Raw genomic sequence first — 17,993 nt, 5'->3', positions numbered from 1 at the left:
TTTCACGGCGGTGGAGTTATATTTGACGGCAACTGTTCCTATCTGGATCAGACTACCCCAGCGAATCGCCGCTTGGGAGCGCGATCCGACAGGCGCCCGCCCGTTGCCGCCGCGATCCCGACGCCCGCCCAGAGGACCTCTCCGATGCCGAACGCTCGCAAGATCCTGATCGTGGACGATGACAACGACTTGCGCGACGCACTGGTCGAACAATTGTCACTGCACGAGGAGTTCGAGGCCTCGGCGGTGGATACCGGCGCCAAGGGGGTGATCGCCGCCAAGGCCGAATCGCCGGACCTGGTGCTGATGGACGTCGGGCTGCCCGACACCGACGGCCGCGAGGTGGTGCGCAGCTTGCGCAAGGGCGGCTTCAAGGCGCCGATCATCATGCTGACCGGCCACGACACCGACTCCGACACCGTGCTCGGCCTGGAATCCGGTGCCAACGACTACGTCGCCAAGCCGTTCCGTTTCGCAGTGTTGCTGGCGCGGATCCGCGCCCAGCTGCGCCAGCACGAGGCCAGCGAGGACGCGGTGTTCACCGTGGGCCCCTACAGCTTCCGCCCCGGCTCCAAGATGCTGACCGGCGCCAACGCCAAGAAGGTGCGGCTGACCGAGAAGGAAACCGCGATCCTGCGCTTCCTGTACCGCTCCGGGCTGTCGCCGGTGTCGCGCGAGACGCTGCTGCAGGAGGTGTGGGGCTACAATTCCGGGGTCACCACTCACACCCTGGAAACCCACATTTACCGGCTACGCCAAAAGATCGAGAAGGATGCGGCGAATCCCGAGATCCTGGTCACCGAAGCCGGTGGCTACAAGCTGGTGCCGTGATACGATTCGGGCGCCGATTCGCTCTTTAGCGAAATTTGTCCCTGCGTCCCGATCAGCCGGTCCTTGATGTCGATCGAAGATGATGTTGCGCTGCTCGAGCGCGTCCCGACATTGCGCCTGTTGGGCGACGCCTCGCTACGCATGCTGGCGATCGGCTCCGATCAGCACATCTATGCTCGCGGCGATACGTTGTTCAACGCCGGCGACATCGCCGATGCGGGCTATGTGGTGCAGCGCGGCTCGTTCAAGATCAGCGCCGACGACGCCGGCAGCCACGAGATTGTCGCCCAGCCCGGCGCGCTGATCGGCGAACTGGCGCTGATGCTGGCGATGCCGCGGCCCTCCACCGCGGTGGCGCAGGAATATTCCGCGGTGATTCGGATCGGCCGCGGACTGTTTCAACGGGTGCTGGAAGCCGACCCCGCCGCAGCATTGCGGCTGCGCGACGAATTCGCCGCCCGCACCACCAGGATCGCCAACGAAATTTTGAAGGCCGGCGCGAGGCTGGGGTCGTAGCGGCCACGTCCGGTTCGGCTCTCCCCGCAAGAACGGGGTGAGGGAGTGCGCGACCGTCGCCGCGGCTTCGGCACACGGCTTCGACCTCTTCCGAACTACTTCGAGCCTCGGCGAATCCTACAGCTCCATCGTCACCGTCACCGGGACGTGGTCGCTCGGGCGCTCCCAACCGCGGGCGTCGCGGGTCACCTGATAGTCCTGCACGCAAGGACCGAGCGCCGGCGATACCCAGATGTGATCGAGCCGGCGTCCCCGATTGGCGATCGTCCAGTCGGCGGCGCGATAACTCCACCAGGTGTAGATCTTGTCCGACAGCGCAATTCGTTCGCGCGCGACGTCGAGCCAGCCGCCTTGATGCTGCGCCGCCAACAGCTTCTCGCATTCGATCGGGGTGTGCGACACCACTTTAAGTAACTGCTTGTGCGACCAGACGTCGTGCTCATGCGGCGCGACGTTGAGATCGCCGACCAGGATGTGACGGGCGTCGCCTTGCGGATGCAGCGGTTCGCAACTCTTCATCTCGTCGAGGAAGGCGAGCTTGTGCTTGAACTTCGGGTTGAGTTCGGGGTCGGGAATGTCGCCGCCGGCCGGCACGTAGAAATTATGCAGCACCAGAGGGGCGCTGGTGTGCTCGGCCGCGAACGCCACCGAGATGTGTCGGGAATCCAGATTCTCGCAGAAGATGCGGACGTCGGTCGAGGCAAACGGCAACCGCGAGATGATCGCTACGCCGTGATAGCCCTTCTGCCCGTTCAGCGCGACGTGCTCGTAGCCGAGCCGCTTGAAGCGCTTCAGCGGAAAGGCGTCGTCCGGGCATTTGGTTTCCTGCAGGCACAGCACATCGGGCCGCTCGCTCTCGAGAAACTTCGCCACCAGATCGATGCGCAGCCGCACCGAGTTGATATTCCAGGTCGAGAGCGAAAAGCGCATGGGGATCCAATCGCGTGAAACGAGTAGGCCTCATCCCGAGGAGCGCGCCCTTGCGCGCGTCTCGAGGGATGCGGCCTCATGGTTCGAGACGCCCGCCAAGCGGCGGGCTCCTCACCATGAGGGACAAAGCTTGGATGGCGCTAGCGACTTTCTGATTTGGATTGATGCGCTTGCCCAAAACCCACGCCGTCATTCCGGGGCACGAGCAGCGTCAGCTGCGAGTGAGCCCGGAATCCATAACCCCTGCAGGGAGTTTGGATTCCGGACTTGCTCGTTCTTGCGAACTCGCAATCCGGAATGACGGCTGTGGTCTTGATTGGACGCCTCAAAACGAAAACGCGCTCAACCCGGCGGGGTCGAGTAGTTGGTGAAGTCGATCTTGAACATGCCGGGATCGGGCTTCTTGGTGGCGTCGAGATTGTACACCGCGACGGTGGTGTCGTAGCCCTGCGGATCGGTCACGGTCCATTGCTTGAGCTGATTGTCCTTGGCGCCGATCATCAGCATCAGCCGGCTGGTGCCGACCAGCACCTGCTTTTCCTCGATCACCACCGAGATGAACACATCGTCGGCGGTGACGCTGACCACGTTGGTATCGCGCAACAGATCGATGCGGTCGGACAGCAGATAGCGCAGCGGGGTCTGCGACAGCGGATAGATGTCCTGGGTCGCGAGCTTGCGGTCGCGCACCGCGACCGAATTGCCGTCGGCGATGATCGCGATCGGGCTCGGCTCGTCATATTCGAACCGCACCTTGCCGGGTTTCTGGATGTAGAAATCGCCCTTGGTGCGGCTGCCGTCCGGCCCGACTTGGACGAAGTTGCCGACCAGCGTCGAGAGCGACGACAGATAGCTGCTGACCTTGGCGGCCTGCGCCTTTTGCTGGGCGTCGAAGGTGACGAACAGCGGGCTCGGCACGTTGCGCCGCGGATCGGGAATCACCGGCTCCGGCGGCACGCTGCTGGCGCCGCCCGCGGTCGGTCCGCGGGTCGGCGTCGTGGTGGCGGAAAGCTGGATGCCGCCGTCGCGCGGCTTCGGCGCGGGTTTCGGCAACGGCACGTTTTGCGCGGCGACCGGCGCCGCCAGCAGGCCGACCGCGAGCGCCAGCGCCAACGTGCGCTGCGCGCCAGGCTTGCGCCGCAAGATCCGGGGCGTGCGGTCAGTTGTCGGGGCGTTGATCGTCACTGCGTCGTCCTGGCCGGCCGGAAAGCGGCATTTTACATCGGTTGCGGTCCGGATGGGGACCGATTTTATGCGCTGCAACGAGGCCGCTGCGCCTCCTGCGGCTAAGCCAGCGCTGTGGCGATTTCGCGACTCCGACGCCGGATCGATGGGCGGGGTCGCGGTCAAAACCCGCTTTCCTCTTCCTCGACCAGAATTTCGCGTTTGCCGGCGTGGTTGGCCTGGCCGACGATGCCTTCCAGTTCCATCCGCTCCATCAGCGACGCGGCGCGGTTATAGCCGATCTGCAGCCGGCGCTGAATATAGCTGGTCGAGGCCTTGCGATCGCGCTTCACGATGGCGACCGCCTGCGAGAACAGGTCGGTGCCCTCGCCGCCCATGCCGGTGGCGTCGAACACCGCGCCGTCCTCGTCGGTCGGCTCTTCGGCGGTGACCGCTTCGAGATATTCCGGCTGGCCTTGCGTCTTGAGATGCTTGACGACCTTCTCGACCTCTTCGTCCGAAACGAAAGGCCCGTGGACGCGGCTGATTCGGCCGCCGCCGGCCATGTACAGCATGTCGCCCTGGCCCAACAGCTGCTCGGCGCCCATTTCACCCAGAATGGTGCGGCTGTCGATTTTCGAGGTGACCTGAAACGAGATGCGGGTCGGGAAGTTCGCCTTGATGGTGCCGGTGATGACGTCGACCGACGGGCGTTGCGTGGCCAGGATGACGTGCAGCCCGGCGGCGCGCGCCATCTGCGCCAGCCGTTGCACCGCGCCTTCGATGTCCTTGCCGGCCACCATCATCAGGTCGGCCATTTCGTCGACGATGATGACGATGTAGGGCAATGGCTCGAGGTCGAGCTTCTCGGCCTCATAGATCGCCTTGCCGGTTTCCTTGTCGAAGCCGGTATGCACGGTGCGCGTCAGCTCTTCGCCGCGGCTTTTGGCTTCCATCAGCCGGCTGTTGTAGCCGTCGAGGTTGCGCACCCCGAGCTTCGACATCTTCTTGTAGCGCTCCTCCATCTCGCGGACCGCCCATTTCAAGGCCACCACGGCCTTCTTCGGATCGGTGACCACGGGGGTCAGAAGGTGCGGGATGCCGTCATAGACCGAGAGTTCGAGCATCTTCGGATCGACCATGATCAGCCGGCACTGATCGGGCCGCAGCCGGTACACCAGGCTGAGGATCATGGTGTTGATGGCGACCGATTTGCCGGAGCCGGTGGTGCCGGCGATCAGCAGATGCGGCATCCGCGCGAGGTCGACGATGATCGAATCGCCGCCGATGTTCTTGCCCAGGCACAACGGCAGCTTGGCTACCGATTCGTTGCCGTCCTTCACGCAGAGCAATTCGCGCAAATACACCTTTTCGCGATGCGGGTTCGGCAATTCGATGCCGATCGCGTTGCGGCCCGGAACGACCGCAACACGCGCCGACAACGCGCTCATCGAGCGCGCGATGTCGTCGGCCAGCCCGATGACGCGAGAGGACTTGATGCCGGGCGCCGGCTCCAATTCATACAGCGTCACCACCGGGCCGGGATGCGCCTTGACGATCTCGCCGCGGACGCCGAAATCGCCGAGCACGCCTTCCAGCGCGCGGGAATTGGTTTCCAGCTCGGTCTTGCTCAGCGGCTGGCGGTCGGAGGCCTTCGGCGAGGTCAGCATCGACACCCCCGGCAATTCGAATTTGTCCGAGGATTTGCGAACCGGCTGGCGCGGCGCGGCCTTCTTGCGCGGCGCCCGGGCGACCGGGGCCTCTTCCTCGTCGGGCTCTTCGGGCTCGTCGGCGTCGTCGTGGTCGGCATCGGCCTGCGGCGCGATCGAGGGGCTGCGGCCGCCGCCGAGCCGCGGCTCCTGGCGCTCGAACGCCGCGGCGCGGCCGGTCGGCGCGCTCGACACCAGCGCCCGATAGGCCAGCGTCAGCAATCGGCCGAGCCGCGCCTTGGTGCTCATGGCGGCGTGCACCATGAAGCCCAGCGATACCGAGCCGCCGTCCTTGTCGTCTTCCTCGTCGAAGCTGTCGTCGACCACGATCGAGGTCTGCTCCTGTTCGCGGGCGCCGAAGCCGCAGGCCATCAGGAACGAGGCCAGCGTCGCGGTGCCCAGAATGAGGCCGAGCACCAGCCGGTAGATGAAGCCCGGCGGGCCGAACACCACGGCGGGCGCGCGCACCAGCGCGTCGCCGACCACGCCGCCGATCCCGGTCGGCAGCGGCCAGGAGCCCACCGGCGGCCAGCAACTGGCAAAGCCGGCGGCCAGCACGGTGCACAGGATCCAGCAGGCGATCCGCAGCGCTTCGCGGTCGAAGGCGCGATGGGTGATCATCCGCCAGCCCCACACCGCGACGGTGAGGATCGTCGCGATGGCGCCGAGGCCTAAGATCTGCATCGCCAGATCGGCGCCGATCGCGCCGGAATAGCCCAGAATATTGCGGATCGGCTGCGAGGTGGCGTGGCTGAGGCTGGGGTCCTGCACCGACCAGGTCATCAGCGCCGCGGCGGCGATCATCGAAAGCACCACCAGGCCGACTCCGGCGAGCTCGCGCAGCCGCCGCGCCAGACTCTCGCGGATCGCTTGCGGCAGATGGCCGACCAGGGGAATGACGCGCTCCATCGCCATGCTCATCGGCCTTGCTTCTCATCGAGCAGCCGCACCAGCCGGTGCAGCGCTTCGGCGGTGGCTTCGGCGTCCTGCACCAAGGCCAGCCGGATATAGCCGGCGCCGGGATTGCTGCCGTCGGTTTGGCGGCGGGCGAGATAGCTGCCGGGCACCACGCGGACGCCGCCGTCGCGATACAGCTTCACGGCCGCGGCCTCGTCGCCGCCGTGACGCGACACGTCGAGCCACAGGCAGAAGCCGCCGGCGGGGCGGCTGTAGCCGTAGCGATTGCCGAGGATCTGGTCGGCGAGGTCGAATTTCTGCCGGTACAGCCGTCGGTTCTCCTCGACATGGGCCTCGTCGCCATAGGCCGCGACGCCGACATGTTGCAGCGGCACCGGCACCTGGGGCGCCGCGACATTGCGCAGCTCATGGAACAGATTGAGGAATCTCTTGTCGCCGGCGACGAAACCGACGCGCAGCCCGGGCAGGTTGGAGCGCTTCGACAGCGACTGGAACGCCGCCACCTGGGCGAAGTCCGGTCCGGCGGCTTCCAGCATGCTGCCGGGGGCCTCTCGGGTGTAGATCTCCGAATAGCATTCGTCGGCCAGCACCATGAAGCCGTGGCGGTCGGCCAGCGCTTTCAGCTTGGCGAAATACGCAGGGTCCGCCACCGAGCCCTGCGGATTGGCCGGCGAGGCCAGATAGATCGCCACGCTGCGCGCCAGCGTCGCTTCGTCGAGCGAATCGAGGTCGGGCAGAAACCCGCTGGCGGCGGTGGTCTCAAGGTAAATCGGCTCGCAGCCGGCGGCGCGGGCGCCGGCGCCATAGGCCGGATAGAACGGGTTCGGCAGCAGGATCGCGGGCGTGCCGGCGCGGGGCGCGACGTAGCGCGCGGCGGCGAGCGCGGCGAGGAACAGGCCCTCGCGGCTGCCGTTCAGCACCAGGATTTCGCTCTCCGGATCGATCGGACGCGGCAGTTTGAAACGGCGGCCGAGCCAGCCGGCGGCGGCCTCGCGGAACGGCGCGATGCCTTTGGCCGCAGGATAGCGGCCGAATTCGCCGATGTGCTGCGCCAGCACGGCGCCGACGAACGGCGGCAGCGCGTGCTGCGGCTCGCCGACCGACAGATTGATCAGCGGCAACGCCGGTTGATAGGGCGCCAAGAGCTCGGTCAGCCGCGCGAACGGCGAGCGCTCGGCCTCCGCGCCGGTCGCGCCGGTGGGATTGCCGGCGCCCAGCGCCGCGCGGGAAGAAGCGGTCATAGCCATTCGAGGCGCCAGCACTTTCAGGCGATCGATCGCAGGGTCGGGATCGAGCGAAAACGGATCAGCCACCATAGATACGGCGAGGTTAAGACGCGATTAACCATCGACTTTTGGGTGAAGGACTTGTTGCCGAGCAAGCGACCGGCAGCCTCTCAGGCCTGCCGGTCGATTTCGTGCTCGACGACGGCCCGCAACGTCGGCAGCGCGCGCGCAACGGTGTCCCACACCAATTGCGCACCGACCTCCTCGTAATCGTGCCGATAGATGTTCCCTGCCCCGGAAATCTGTTTCCAGGCAATCTGAGAATGACGTACCTTAACATCGTCGCTTAGGCGCCGCGACGCCTCGGAAATGATCTCAAGGCAGCGGGTCACGGCATATAGCGTGCGCAGGTCGGCTTTGAACCCGGCCAAGTCGTATCCCTCGATAAACCGGGTGGCGAGATCGATGTGATTTCTGATGTCGCGCAGCGCCGCTAGGGACGCGTCAGAACGCATAGACGGCATCGGCGGTCGCGGTTGCTCCGATCGCGGGCTTGAGGCTGTCGCGGTTGACGACATCGACGCGGGTGTCGAACAGGCCGGCGATGAACTCCTTCAGCCCGGCATAATCGAACACCGTGATGTGCGCCTCGGGGTCGATCTCGACCATGATGTCGATGTCGCTGTCGGGTCCATTGTCGCCGCGCGCCACCGAGCCGAACAACGCCGCGCGGCGGACGCCGCGGGCGCGTAGCGCCTGCTCGGATCGTTGCAGCGTCGCGAGGACTTCGAGGCGGTTCATCGCCGCAATATAGCATGGGGGAGGATTTGCGGGAGAGCCGGCGGCCAACTTGGGGCCAGGGCGGTTGGCGGGCGATGACACGCCCTGTCGCGGGGCGTGCCCCGGACGCTGCGCAACGCGCCGCTCTTGTGGTGCGCTGCAGATCCGGGGCCGTTACGAATGCTGCGTTTGGGACGGTCCCGGCTCACGGCGCCGCGTGAAGTCCGCGGCACCGCGTCCGGGACACGATGCACCCGTAGCCCGGATGAGCGAAGCGAAATCCGGGGCTGTCGCCGCAGCACTCCCGGATTTCGCTTCGCTTCATCCGGGCTACGAATCCCAAACAAAAAAAGGGCTCCAGCTTGCGCCGGAGCCCTGGCGGAGCGGGCGGTGCCCGGTCCGGAAGTCGGGGCGCGGCCTTTCGGTCGCGCCCTCGGGAGAAGGCTTACATGTTGTAAGCGCGCTCAGTGTGCTCGACGACGTCGAGACCCTCGCGTTCCACCTCGACGGTGGCGCGCAGGCCGACGATCACGTCGACGACCTTGTAGAGGATCGCCGAGCCGATGCCGGACCACACCAGCGTGGTGCCGACGCCCCAGCTCTGCGCGGTCAGCTGCGCCACCATGTCGTAGTCGGCGATCTTGCCGGCTGCGTAGTCCATGATGCCGGTGCCGCCGAGCGCCGGGTTGACCAGGATGCCGGTGCCGAGCGCGCCGACGATGCCGCCGATGCAGTGCACGCCGAACACGTCGAGCGAGTCGTCATAGCCGAGCGCGTTCTTCACCACGGTGCAGAAGAACAGGCAGACCACGCCGACCACCAGGCCGAGCACGATGGCGCCCATCGGACCGGAGAAGCCGGCCGCGGGCGTCACCGCAACCAGACCGGCGACCGCGCCGGAGATCGCACCGAGCACCGAGGGGTGGCCCTTGATCATCCACTCCGCGAACATCCAGGACAACGCCGCGGCCGCGGTGGCGACGAACGAGTTGGTCATGGCGAGGCCGGCGCCGCCGGTGGCTTCCAGGTTGGAGCCGGCGTTGAAGCCGAACCAGCCCACCCACAGCAGCGAGGCGCCGATCATCGACATCGTCAGCGAATGCGGCGACATCAATTCCTTGCCGTAGCCGGTGCGCTTGCCGATCAGGATCGCGCCCATCAGACCGGCGATGCCGGCGTTGATGTGCACCACGGTGCCGCCGGCGAAGTCGATGGCGCCCTTCTTGAACACCCAGCCGGCGTCGGCATTGACGGCGTCAAGTGCGGCCTGCGCGGTGGCCTTGCTGGCGTCGTCGGTCGCAGCGGCGAGCGCCTTGGCGGCGGCGTCGATGGCGTCCGGGCCGGCCCAATACCAAACCATGTGGGCGATCGGGAAGTAGATCAGGGTGAGCCACAACGGGATGAACAGCGCCACCGCGGCGAAGCGGGTGCGTTCGGCGAAGGCGCCGACGATCAGCGCCGGGGTGATCGCCGCGAAGGTCATCTGGAAGCAGACATAGACCAGTTCCGAGACGTTGGCGTCGACGCTGAAGGTCGCGGCTTTCGAATCGGTGGTCACGCCGGCGAGGAACGCCTTGGAGAAGCCGCCGATGAAATCGGAGCCGCCGGTGAAGGCCAGGCTGTAGCCGTACAGTGCCCACAGGATGATCGCGATACAGACGGTGTAGAACACCTGCATCAGCACCGAGAGCATGTTCTTGGAACGCACCATGCCGCCGTAGAACAGCGCCAGGCCGGGGATCGTCATCAACAGCACCAGCACTGTCGAGGTCATCAGCCAGGCGTTGTCGCCTTTGTTCACGGTGGGCTCGGCATAGGCTGCGGTCGCGGCAAACATGCCGACGGCAAGCGCAGCCAGTCCCGCACTGTAGGGACGTTTAAACGTCATATGTTGTACTCCTGATTGAATTTGGGTGAGCGCGAGATCTTACAGGGCCGCAGCATCGGCCTCGCCGGTGCGGATCCGAACCGCGTGGTCGAGAGCGATGACGAAAATTTTGCCGTCACCGATCTGGCCGGTTTTCGCAGCGCTGGTGATGGCCTCAATGGTCTTGTCGACCTGGTTCGAGGCGATCGCGACCTCGATCTTGATCTTGGGCAGGAAGCTCACCGCGTACTCGGCGCCGCGGTAGATTTCCGTATGGCCCTTCTGCCGGCCATAGCCCTTGACTTCCGTCACCGTCAAACCGTGAACGCCGATGGCGGTCAAAGCGTCACGGACTTCTTCCAGTTTGAATGGCTTGATAATCGCCATAACAATTTTCATGGGTCCTATCCCCGCTTGGGCCCGGCCGGAACAAGGCCGGGCGATCTCGACTGAGGTTCACCACGCGGAGTCTCACTACGCGGGCACAGCCGTCGCGCTATAATCAAATGCCGTGCCAGACCGGGCGCCTTCCCTAACGGTTTATGAATGCGTAGTTTTTCGAGCCCGCTTGTGGTTCGGTTGCAGTGCGCCAAAGCAACCCGCCTAAAGCGCAGTCATGCCTGATCAAGAAACGGGCATGACAGGGTTCGACCATAATCGTTGCTCATGCGGCAGGCAAATTGTGCGGGTTTCCCGCGCTTCTCCTCGCGATAAGCCGGCCTCCGAACGCGCCGCCAGGCCGGCAGATTACAATTTACGCAACCGCCTGAGCCGCGGGTCGGCGACTACTGCAGCGCCTCGCCGTGCTGCGAAATGTCCAGGCCCTCGCGCTCGTGCTCGCGCGACACCCGCAGCGGCACCATCAGCCTGACCAGCATCAGCAGTCCGAAGGTGGCCGCGCCCGACCACAGCAGGGTGACGGCGATGCCGTAGAGCTGGATCAGCGGCTGCATCCAATGGCCTTCGATCAGGCCGGCGGTGCCGCCGATCGCCGCGGTGGCGAACACCCCGCCGAGCAGGGTGCCGACCAGGCCGCCGACGCCGTGGACGCCGAACACGTCCAGCGAATCGTCATAGCCGAACCGTTGCTTGAGGCTGGTGCAGGCCCAGAAACACACCGTGCCGGCGATCAGGCCGATCACGATGCCATGCCAAGGCGCGACGAAGCCCGACGCCGGCGTAATGGTGCCAAGCCCGGCGACCGCGCCCGAAATCATGCCCAGCACGGAGGGCTTGCGCCGGGTGATCCATTCGATCGCGCCCCAGGCGAGAGCGCCGGCGCAAGCCGACAGATGGGTGGCGGTGATCGCCATCACGGCGTGGGCATTGGCGCCGAGCGCCGAGCCGCCGTTGAAGCCGAACCAGCCGACCCACAACAGCCCGGTGCCCATCACCGCCAGCGACAGGTCGAACGGCGACAGATTGTCGGCGCCGTAGCCTTGCCGGCGGCCGATCACCAAGGCTGCGACCAGCCCGCCGATGCCCGCCGACAGATGCACCACGAGACCGCCGGCGAAATCCAGCACGCCCGCGGAGCCGAGGAAACCGCCGCCCCACACCCAATGCGTCAGCGGCACATAGACCACCACGAACCAGCCGATCGAGAACACCAGATAGGCCGAGAACCGCATCCGGTCGGCCACCGATCCCGCCACCAGCGCCACCGTGATGATCGCGAACGTCATCTGGTAGAGCATGAACAGCGCTTCGGGGATGGTCTTGGCGAGCGGGTTGACGCCCTCCATGGTCATGCCGGAAAGAAACAGCCGGTCGAACGAGCCGATCAGCGCGCCGTCGCCGGTGAACGCCAGCGAATAGCCGAACGCCACCCACAGGATCGAGATCAGCGCCACCGCGGCCAGGCTCTGCGCCATGGTGGCGAGCACGTTCTTCTTCCGCACCATGCCGGAGTAGAACAGCGCCAGGCCCGGGATGGTCATCATCAGCACCAGCGCGGTGGCGACGATCATCCAGGCGGTGTCGGCGCCGTTGATAGTGCTGTCCTCGGCCAACGCCGCGGTGGAAAAACTGCTTGCCGCAAAGCAAGCGGCCAGCGCGAGACGCGCTGCGCGACGGATCGATGCCATTGGTGAGCCCCCCAGCTCGGTGTCGCGGCGCGACGCGGGGGCGTCGCTCCGGTCAGCGCGACGGCGTCAGAGCGCGTCGCTGTCGGTTTCGCCGGTGCGGATGCGCAACGCGTGATCGATCGGCGTGACGAAGATCTTGCCGTCGCCGATCTGCCCGGTGCGGGCGCTCTTGGTGATGACGCCGACGGCGGCCTCGGCGAGGTTGGCATCCACCGCGATCTCGATGCGCAGCTTGGGCAGGAAGTTCACGATGTACTCGGCGCCGCGATAGATCTCGGTGTGGCCGCGCTGGCGCCCATAGCCCTTGACCTCGGTCACGGTCATGCCGTGGACCCCGATCTCGGTGAGCGCCTGACGCACCTCGTCAAGCTTGAACGGTTTGATGATCGCGACAACCAGTTTCATGAACCAACCTGCGTTTGCAAAAACGATCCCGGCCGGCGGACGCGGCCAGCGGCTTTGTGCACTGTATATGCCGGGTTTGCCGGCAACGCGCTTGGAAAATAAGCGAATGGACGGCCGCGAAAACGCTTTTTCGCCAAAACCCGCGGCAGCCCAAGATTTGGGCGAGTGAGTTGCGCGCCTCGTCTTAGGGCTGGTCGCGGCGTTCGCGTAGCGAGCCTTCCTGGATCACCGAGGCCACCAGCGCGCCGTCCTGCCGATAGATCAATCCGCGCGCCAATCCACGGCCGCCTTGCGCGGAGGGCGAATCCTGCGCGTAGAGCAACCATTCGTCGGCGCGGAACGGACGGTGAAACCACATCGCATGATCGAGGCTGGCCGGCATCATCCGCTTGTCGAACAAGGTGCGGCCGTAGCGCGCCATCGCCGCATCGAGCAGCGAGAAATCCGACGCATAGGCCAGCGCGCACATATGCAGCGCCGGATCGTCCGGCAGCTTCGCCGCGGTGCGGATCCAGATGTGGATGCGGCCGTCGGCGATCTTCTCGCCGAAATAGCGGCTGAGTTCGACCGGGCGCAGCTCGATCGGGCGATCGCTCTCGTAATAGCGCCGGATGAAGTCGGGCATCTCCTTGAAGAACGGCTGCTTGGAGATCTCCTCGGCGCTCAGTTTGTCCGGCGGCGGCACCTGCGGCATCACGTCCTGGTGGTCGAAGCGGCCCTCCTCCTCGACGTGGAACGACATCATCATCGAGAAGATCGCTTGGCCGTGCTGGATCGCGGTGATGCGGCGAGTGGCGTAGCTCTTGCCGTCGCGCAGCCGCTCCACCTCGTAGATGATCGGCACCTGCGGATCGCCGGGCAGGATGAAATAGCAATGCAGCGAATGCGGCAGCCGGCCTTCGACGGTGCGGCAGCCGGCGACCATGGCCTGGCCGATCACCTGGCCGCCGAACACCCGCTGCCACGAGGTCTTCGGACTGGTGCCGCGGAACAGGTTCACCTCGAGCGGCTCGAGGTCGAGGATGGAAATCAGATCGATCAGGCTCTTGGACATCGGCATTCACGGCTTTCCGAGCATTGCGCGCCCTGCCCCCACGGTTTCACACCGGATCGGATGTCTGATAGAACCAAAGCTGGTGCGGCGCGTCTCCCGCCGCTTGTTTCGCCCAGCTCCGTTCCCCTGGCAAGAGTGAGAACCAACGATATGACGGCACAGCGCGGCATTGTCATCGGAGGCGGCGCGTTCGCCGGACTGGCGCTGGCCCTGGCGTTGCGCCAGGGGCTCGGCCCCGACGTTCCGGTGATCGTCGCCGATCCGGCGCTTTCGCTGCGGCCGTCGCGCGATCCGCGTGCCACCGCGATCGTCGCCGCCTGCCGCCGGCTGTTCGACACGCTCGGCGTGTGGCAGGCGGTGGCGCCGCATGCGCAGCCGATCCTCGACATGGTGGTGACGGATTCCGCGCTGGAAGACGCCACCCGGCCGGTGTTCCTGACCTTCGCCGGCCAGATCGAGCCCGGCGAGCCGTTCGCCCATATGGTGGAAAACCGCCATCTGATCGACGCCTTGGCCGAGCGCGCCGAGGCCGCCGGCGTCGAACTGCGCGCCACCGCGGTGACGGGTTACGAATCCCGGCTGGAGGCCACCAGCGTGACGCTCGGCGATGGCAGCGTGATCGACGCCGCGCTGCTGGTCGCCGCCGACGGCGCCCGTTCCAAGCTGCGCGAGCGCGCCGGCATCAGCACCTATGGCTGGGATTACGACCAGGCCGGCATCGTGGTCACCGTCGAACATGAGCGCGACCACAACGGCTGCGCCGAAGAGCATTTCCTCCCCGCCGGGCCGTTCGCAATCCTGCCGCTCGTCGGCAAGCGCTCCTCGCTGGTGTGGACCGAGAGCCGCGCCGAAGCCGCGCGGATCGTCGCGCTGTCCGACGCCGAGTTTCATCGCGAGCTGGAACAGCGGTTCGGGCTGCGGCTCGGCGAGGTCAAGGCGCTGGACAAGCCGAAATCGTTTCCGCTCGGCTATTTCGTTGCGCAATCCTTCATCGGCGAGCGGCTGGCGCTGATCGGCGACGCCGCCCATGTGATCCACCCGATCGCCGGGCAAGGCCTCAATATGGGGCTGAAGGACGTCGCAGCCTTGGCCGAGGTGATCGTCGACGCGGCGCGGCTCGGCATCGATTTCGGCCAGGCCGACGTGCTCGATCGCTACCAGGTGTGGCGGCGGTTCGACACCATGGCGATGGGGGTGGCGACCAATTCGCTGAACCTGTTGTTCTCCAACAAGTCGACGCTGCTGCGCAGCGTCCGCGACATCGGGCTCGGCGTGGTCGACCGGCTGCCGCCGCTCAAGGAACTGTTCATCCGCCAGGCCGCCGGCCTCGGCGGCGAAGTGCCGCGGCTGTTGAAGGGCGAGGCGCTGTAACGGCGCAAACCGTCGCCGCGCGTGTCCCGGGCGCGGAGCCGCGCGGCTTCGCGCGGATCCGCAGAACCGGGACCGTTACGGATACAAAGCAAGAGACATGGCGAGGCTGCCTTCGTAACGGCCCCGGCTCTGCAACGCACCACGCCGCAAGCGCGGCGTAGTGCGCTGCGTCCGGGGCACGCTCCGTCTTTGTGCGCGCTGCCATCAGGCGCGGAAATCCAACCCTCACCCCAACTTGCGGGCTTCTTCCGGCAGCATGATCGGGATGCCGTCGCGGATCGGATAGGCGAGCTTGGCGCCGCGCGAGATCAGCTCCTGGCGCGCGGCGTCGAATTCCAGCGGTCCCTTGGTGATCGGGCAGACCAGGATGTCCAGCAGTTTGCGGTCGACGCCGGCTTCGGGCCGGTCGGAGGCAGAGGTGGTCATTGCAGGCTCCAGCAAAATTCAATCCAGGCAATCGCGCGTAAGGCAATCCATCGCGGGCCGGCGGCGCGCGTCGCACCACGACGCAGGCGGCGCGATCGAGCCATTGTAACGCATCATTGTAACGGCGGGTCGCCGCTGGTGCGCTTTTTTGCCAGATCCATCTGCGTCACCGCGACCAGGATTTCGGCGCGGGTCTTCAGGTCGGGGGCTTCCAGCATCGCCTGCTTCTCCGGCGGGCCGTAGGGCGACATCATCGCCAGCGCGTTGACCAGCGCTTCGTTCGGCGCGCTCTCGATGCCGTCCCAGTCGACCTTGAGCCGGTTAGCCTTGAGGAAATCGCGCAGCACGGCGAGCAGCGTCTCGCGGTCGACCGCTTCCTCGCCCTTGCGGGCGGTGAAGTCGTCGACGAACGGCGCGTAATCGACCCGGCATTGCCGATACGGCGTGATCGCCGCGAGTTCTTCCACCACCTTGAAGCGGGCGACCCCGGTCAGTTCGAGAATATAGCGGCCGTCGCCGGCCTCGGCGAACTGGGTGATGCGGCCGACGCAGCCGACCCGAAACAGCTCCGGCTTATCCTCGTTGCTGGAATGCGACAGATCCGGCTGGATCATGCCGATCAGACGGTGGTCGCGCAGCGCGTCGTCGACCATCGCCAAATAGCGCGGCTCGAAGATGTTGAGCGGCATCTGGCCGCGCGGCAGCAACAGCGCGCCCGGCAGCGGAAACACCGGAATCCGCTCCGGAAGGTCGCCGGGTCCACGATAGTCGGCATTGATCGGCATGGACGGCCCCGGTTTGGCTGCGCGCGTGGTCACGAATCACGAAAACAGGATGGTCGACAGCCGCTTGCGGCCGTCCACGGTGGCCTCGTCGGTCGGCCCCCAGGCCTCGAACAGCAGCACCAGCTGCTTGCGGGCGCCGTCGTCGTCCCATTTGCGGTCGCGCTTGACGATCTCCAGCAGCTGCGAGGTGGCGTCGGCACGGCGGCCGGCGGCGTTGAGCGCCACCGCCAGCTCGAAGCGGGCCTGATGGTCGAGCGGGTTGGCGGCGACCTTCTGTTCGAGCTCGGTGATCGGGCCGAGCGCCTTGGCCTGTTCGGCGAGGTCGATCGCGGCCTGCACCGCCTTGACGGCGCTGTCCTCGCGCTTGCTGTCGGGCACCAGCGCCAGCGTCTGTTTGGCCTGTTCCATCGCGCCGGTCTCGACGTAGCAACGCGCCAGCCCGGCCAGCGCCGGCAGATTGTCGGCCTCGACCGCCAGCACCTCGGCATAGACCGCGGCGGCGGTCGCGGCGTCGCCGGCGGCGAGCGCGGCCTCGGCCTCCTCGATCAACTCGCCGACCCCCGGCGCGCCGCCACCGGCGCCCGCGGTCAGCTTGTCGATGAAGGCGTTGATCTGGCTTTCCGGCACCGCGCCCATGAAGCCGTCGGCCGGCTGGCCCCCTACGAAGGCGATCACCGCGGGGATCGACTGGATCCCCATCTGGCCCGGAATCGACGGATGCTCGTCGATGTTCATCTTCACCAGCTTGACCTTGCCGTTGGCGGCGCGAACCGCCTTCTCCAGCAACGGCGTCAACTGGCGGCACGGCGTGCACCACGGCGCCCAGAAATCGATCAGCACCGGCTGGCGCTTGGATTCTTCGATCACGTCCTTGACGAAGCTTTGGGTGGAGGTTTCCTTGATCAGATCGGTCGCCTGCGGCGCCGCTCCATTGCCCTGCTCGATGATCGTCACGTCGCCCTCGCCTTGTTCCAAAGATGCGCCGTTCTAGCACGGCGGCCACCTGCGCGCATAAACCTGGTTGATTCGACCGAAACGCTGCCGACGCGCCGCCAGCTGTGGCGCGCCGACGAAGCCGCGAAGCCAAAGAGATTCGCGGTTTCGGCCCTGAACCGTCTCTTACGTGGCGCTTGGGCGGAGAATTTTCAATCGCCGGGCGAGTGCGCGGGGGCTGCCGAGCATTTGGGTCGTCGATTTTCTGCAGCTCCTTGCTGCAATGCAGCGTCGGCAGCGCGGCCCAAGCCGCCGATTTGGCGGCGATTGGTCGAATCTCCGACATTTGCAGGTGAGATTGCGCCGCCACGCCTGTTGCATTCGTCGGCGGCTTTTGGCATAGCTCTGCGCGTCGCTGGTGACCGCGCGTCGCCAGCCACTCGGATGCGGGTGTAGCTCAGTGGTAGAGCACGACCTTGCCAAGGTCGGGGTCGAGGGTTCGAATCCCTTCGCCCGCTCCAAGTTTCTTCGGCAGGCTCAGATGGTTGCCTTCGCTGCGCTTCGGCCCAGCCGATCCGCCGCGCTGCGCGCCGAACCATCATCTTCCATGAACATCGATCCAAACGACGCGGCATCGCATGTCGGGCCGCGAGGGCGATTGTCGCTGCGCTTGGCCTGGCTTCGTCACCGCTCAGGCTTCGCCACCGCTGAGACAGGCACACCGCAGCCCTCCGTAGCCGCTTCCGTCGAACCCATCGCGTTGCGGGGGAATAGGGGCCGGCCCGGCCGAAACCGAGCGACGCTCGGGGCATCTCGGAAAACGCGCTACCTCTCCGCGTCATGGCCGGGCTTGTCCCGGCCATCCACGCCCACAAGCGAGGCCATTGATGTTTCCGTGGATGGCCGGGACAAGCCCGGCCATGACGTGGTGAGCGAAGTGCCTGACCGAAGCACCTGGTTCTCCGTCATTGCCGAGCGACCTCCAACCTTG

The 17,993-nt window shown here is 66.2% G+C and carries 17 protein-coding genes and 1 tRNA gene; 4 read left to right on the top strand and 14 right to left on the bottom strand.

The features are described from left to right. The first annotated feature begins 144 nt into the window (after positions 1 to 144). A complete protein-coding gene (locus RPC_RS01420; RefSeq protein WP_011470763.1) occupies positions 145 to 831 on the top strand; it encodes a response regulator transcription factor in 687 nt (228 codons plus the stop codon). A 66-nt stretch (positions 832 to 897) separates the two neighbouring features. Then, entirely contained in the window at positions 898 to 1,347 is a 450-nt protein-coding gene (locus RPC_RS01415; protein ID WP_011470762.1) for a cyclic nucleotide-binding domain-containing protein, read from the top strand. A 117-nt stretch (positions 1,348 to 1,464) separates the two neighbouring features. Here the strand turns inward: RPC_RS01415 and RPC_RS01410 are convergent, their stop codons facing one another. The 11 genes from RPC_RS01410 to tesB all read right to left on the bottom strand — a co-directional run bounded on the left by RPC_RS01410 (position 1,465) and on the right by tesB (position 13,487). Continuing rightward, positions 1,465 to 2,277: an exodeoxyribonuclease III gene (locus tag RPC_RS01410; RefSeq protein ID WP_011470761.1), complete on the bottom strand. Its 813-nt coding sequence runs from the start codon at positions 2,275 to 2,277 to the stop codon at positions 1,465 to 1,467. 342 nt (positions 2,278 to 2,619) lie between these two features. Continuing rightward, the gene (locus RPC_RS01405; RefSeq protein ID WP_041802291.1) at positions 2,620 to 3,390 is read right to left on the bottom strand and encodes an outer membrane lipoprotein carrier protein LolA; all 771 of its coding nucleotides are present in this window, start codon (positions 3,388 to 3,390) and stop codon (positions 2,620 to 2,622) included. 233 nt (positions 3,391 to 3,623) lie between these two features. After that, positions 3,624 to 6,071 (bottom strand): DNA translocase FtsK, encoded by a 2,448-nt coding sequence (locus RPC_RS01400; protein WP_011470759.1) that lies wholly within the window; start codon positions 6,069 to 6,071, stop codon positions 3,624 to 3,626. After that, positions 6,068 to 7,315 carry an aminotransferase class I/II-fold pyridoxal phosphate-dependent enzyme gene (locus RPC_RS01395; protein ID WP_041802289.1) on the bottom strand — a complete coding sequence of 416 codons (1,248 nt, stop codon included), beginning with the start codon at positions 7,313 to 7,315 and terminating at the stop codon, positions 6,068 to 6,070. Before RPC_RS01395 ends, RPC_RS01400 begins: the two co-directional genes overlap by 4 nt. Positions 7,316 to 7,464: 149 nt before the next feature. After that, a complete protein-coding gene (locus tag RPC_RS01390) occupies positions 7,465 to 7,809 on the bottom strand; it encodes a HepT-like ribonuclease domain-containing protein (protein WP_011470757.1) in 345 nt (114 codons plus the stop codon). Next, positions 7,799 to 8,095: a nucleotidyltransferase family protein gene (locus RPC_RS01385; RefSeq protein ID WP_011470756.1), complete on the bottom strand. Its 297-nt coding sequence runs from the start codon at positions 8,093 to 8,095 to the stop codon at positions 7,799 to 7,801. The genes RPC_RS01390 and RPC_RS01385 overlap by 11 nt, the downstream gene beginning before the upstream one ends. 424 nt (positions 8,096 to 8,519) lie before the next feature. Further along, positions 8,520 to 9,962, bottom strand: coding sequence for an ammonium transporter (locus RPC_RS01380; protein ID WP_011470755.1), 1,443 nt, complete (start codon positions 9,960 to 9,962; stop codon positions 8,520 to 8,522). Between the two features lie 39 nt (positions 9,963 to 10,001). Next, positions 10,002 to 10,340, bottom strand: coding sequence for a P-II family nitrogen regulator (locus RPC_RS01375; RefSeq protein WP_011470754.1), 339 nt, complete (start codon positions 10,338 to 10,340; stop codon positions 10,002 to 10,004). 386 nt (positions 10,341 to 10,726) lie between these two features. After that, a complete protein-coding gene (locus RPC_RS01370; RefSeq protein WP_011470753.1) occupies positions 10,727 to 12,028 on the bottom strand; it encodes an ammonium transporter in 1,302 nt (433 codons plus the stop codon). A gap of 66 nt (positions 12,029 to 12,094) precedes the next feature. Continuing rightward, positions 12,095 to 12,433: a P-II family nitrogen regulator gene (locus RPC_RS01365; protein ID WP_011470752.1), complete on the bottom strand. Its 339-nt coding sequence runs from the start codon at positions 12,431 to 12,433 to the stop codon at positions 12,095 to 12,097. 184 nt (positions 12,434 to 12,617) lie between these two features. Further along, a complete protein-coding gene (tesB, locus tag RPC_RS01360) occupies positions 12,618 to 13,487 on the bottom strand; it encodes an acyl-CoA thioesterase II (RefSeq protein WP_041802288.1) in 870 nt (289 codons plus the stop codon). Between the two features lie 150 nt (positions 13,488 to 13,637). On the opposite strand from tesB, the gene RPC_RS01355 reads away from it, so the two are divergent. Further along, positions 13,638 to 14,858 (top strand): ubiquinone biosynthesis hydroxylase, encoded by a 1,221-nt coding sequence (locus RPC_RS01355; protein ID WP_011470750.1) that lies wholly within the window; start codon positions 13,638 to 13,640, stop codon positions 14,856 to 14,858. A gap of 225 nt (positions 14,859 to 15,083) precedes the next feature. On the opposite strand, the gene RPC_RS01350 is transcribed toward RPC_RS01355, so the two are convergent. From RPC_RS01350 to RPC_RS01340, 3 genes are all read right to left on the bottom strand, one after another. Continuing rightward, positions 15,084 to 15,284, bottom strand: coding sequence for a Trm112 family protein (locus RPC_RS01350; RefSeq protein WP_011470749.1), 201 nt, complete (start codon positions 15,282 to 15,284; stop codon positions 15,084 to 15,086). A 113-nt stretch (positions 15,285 to 15,397) separates the two neighbouring features. Next, a complete protein-coding gene (locus RPC_RS01345) occupies positions 15,398 to 16,069 on the bottom strand; it encodes an LON peptidase substrate-binding domain-containing protein (RefSeq protein WP_011470748.1) in 672 nt (223 codons plus the stop codon). A 36-nt stretch (positions 16,070 to 16,105) separates the two neighbouring features. Then, complete coding sequence (locus RPC_RS01340; protein ID WP_011470747.1) at positions 16,106 to 17,023, bottom strand: tetratricopeptide repeat protein; 918 nt, start codon at positions 17,021 to 17,023, stop codon at positions 16,106 to 16,108. Between the two features lie 425 nt (positions 17,024 to 17,448). Here RPC_RS01340 and RPC_RS01335 point away from each other — a divergent pair. After that, positions 17,449 to 17,523, top strand: a tRNA-Gly gene (locus tag RPC_RS01335). Positions 17,524 to 17,993 lie beyond the last annotated feature (470 nt).

The organism is Rhodopseudomonas palustris BisB18, from assembly GCF_000013745.1.
GTDB lineage: Bacteria > Pseudomonadota > Alphaproteobacteria > Rhizobiales > Xanthobacteraceae > Rhodopseudomonas_A > Rhodopseudomonas_A palustris_F.
Note: the sequence above shows the minus strand (reverse complement) of the source record. Positions and strands in the feature narration are given on the sequence as shown.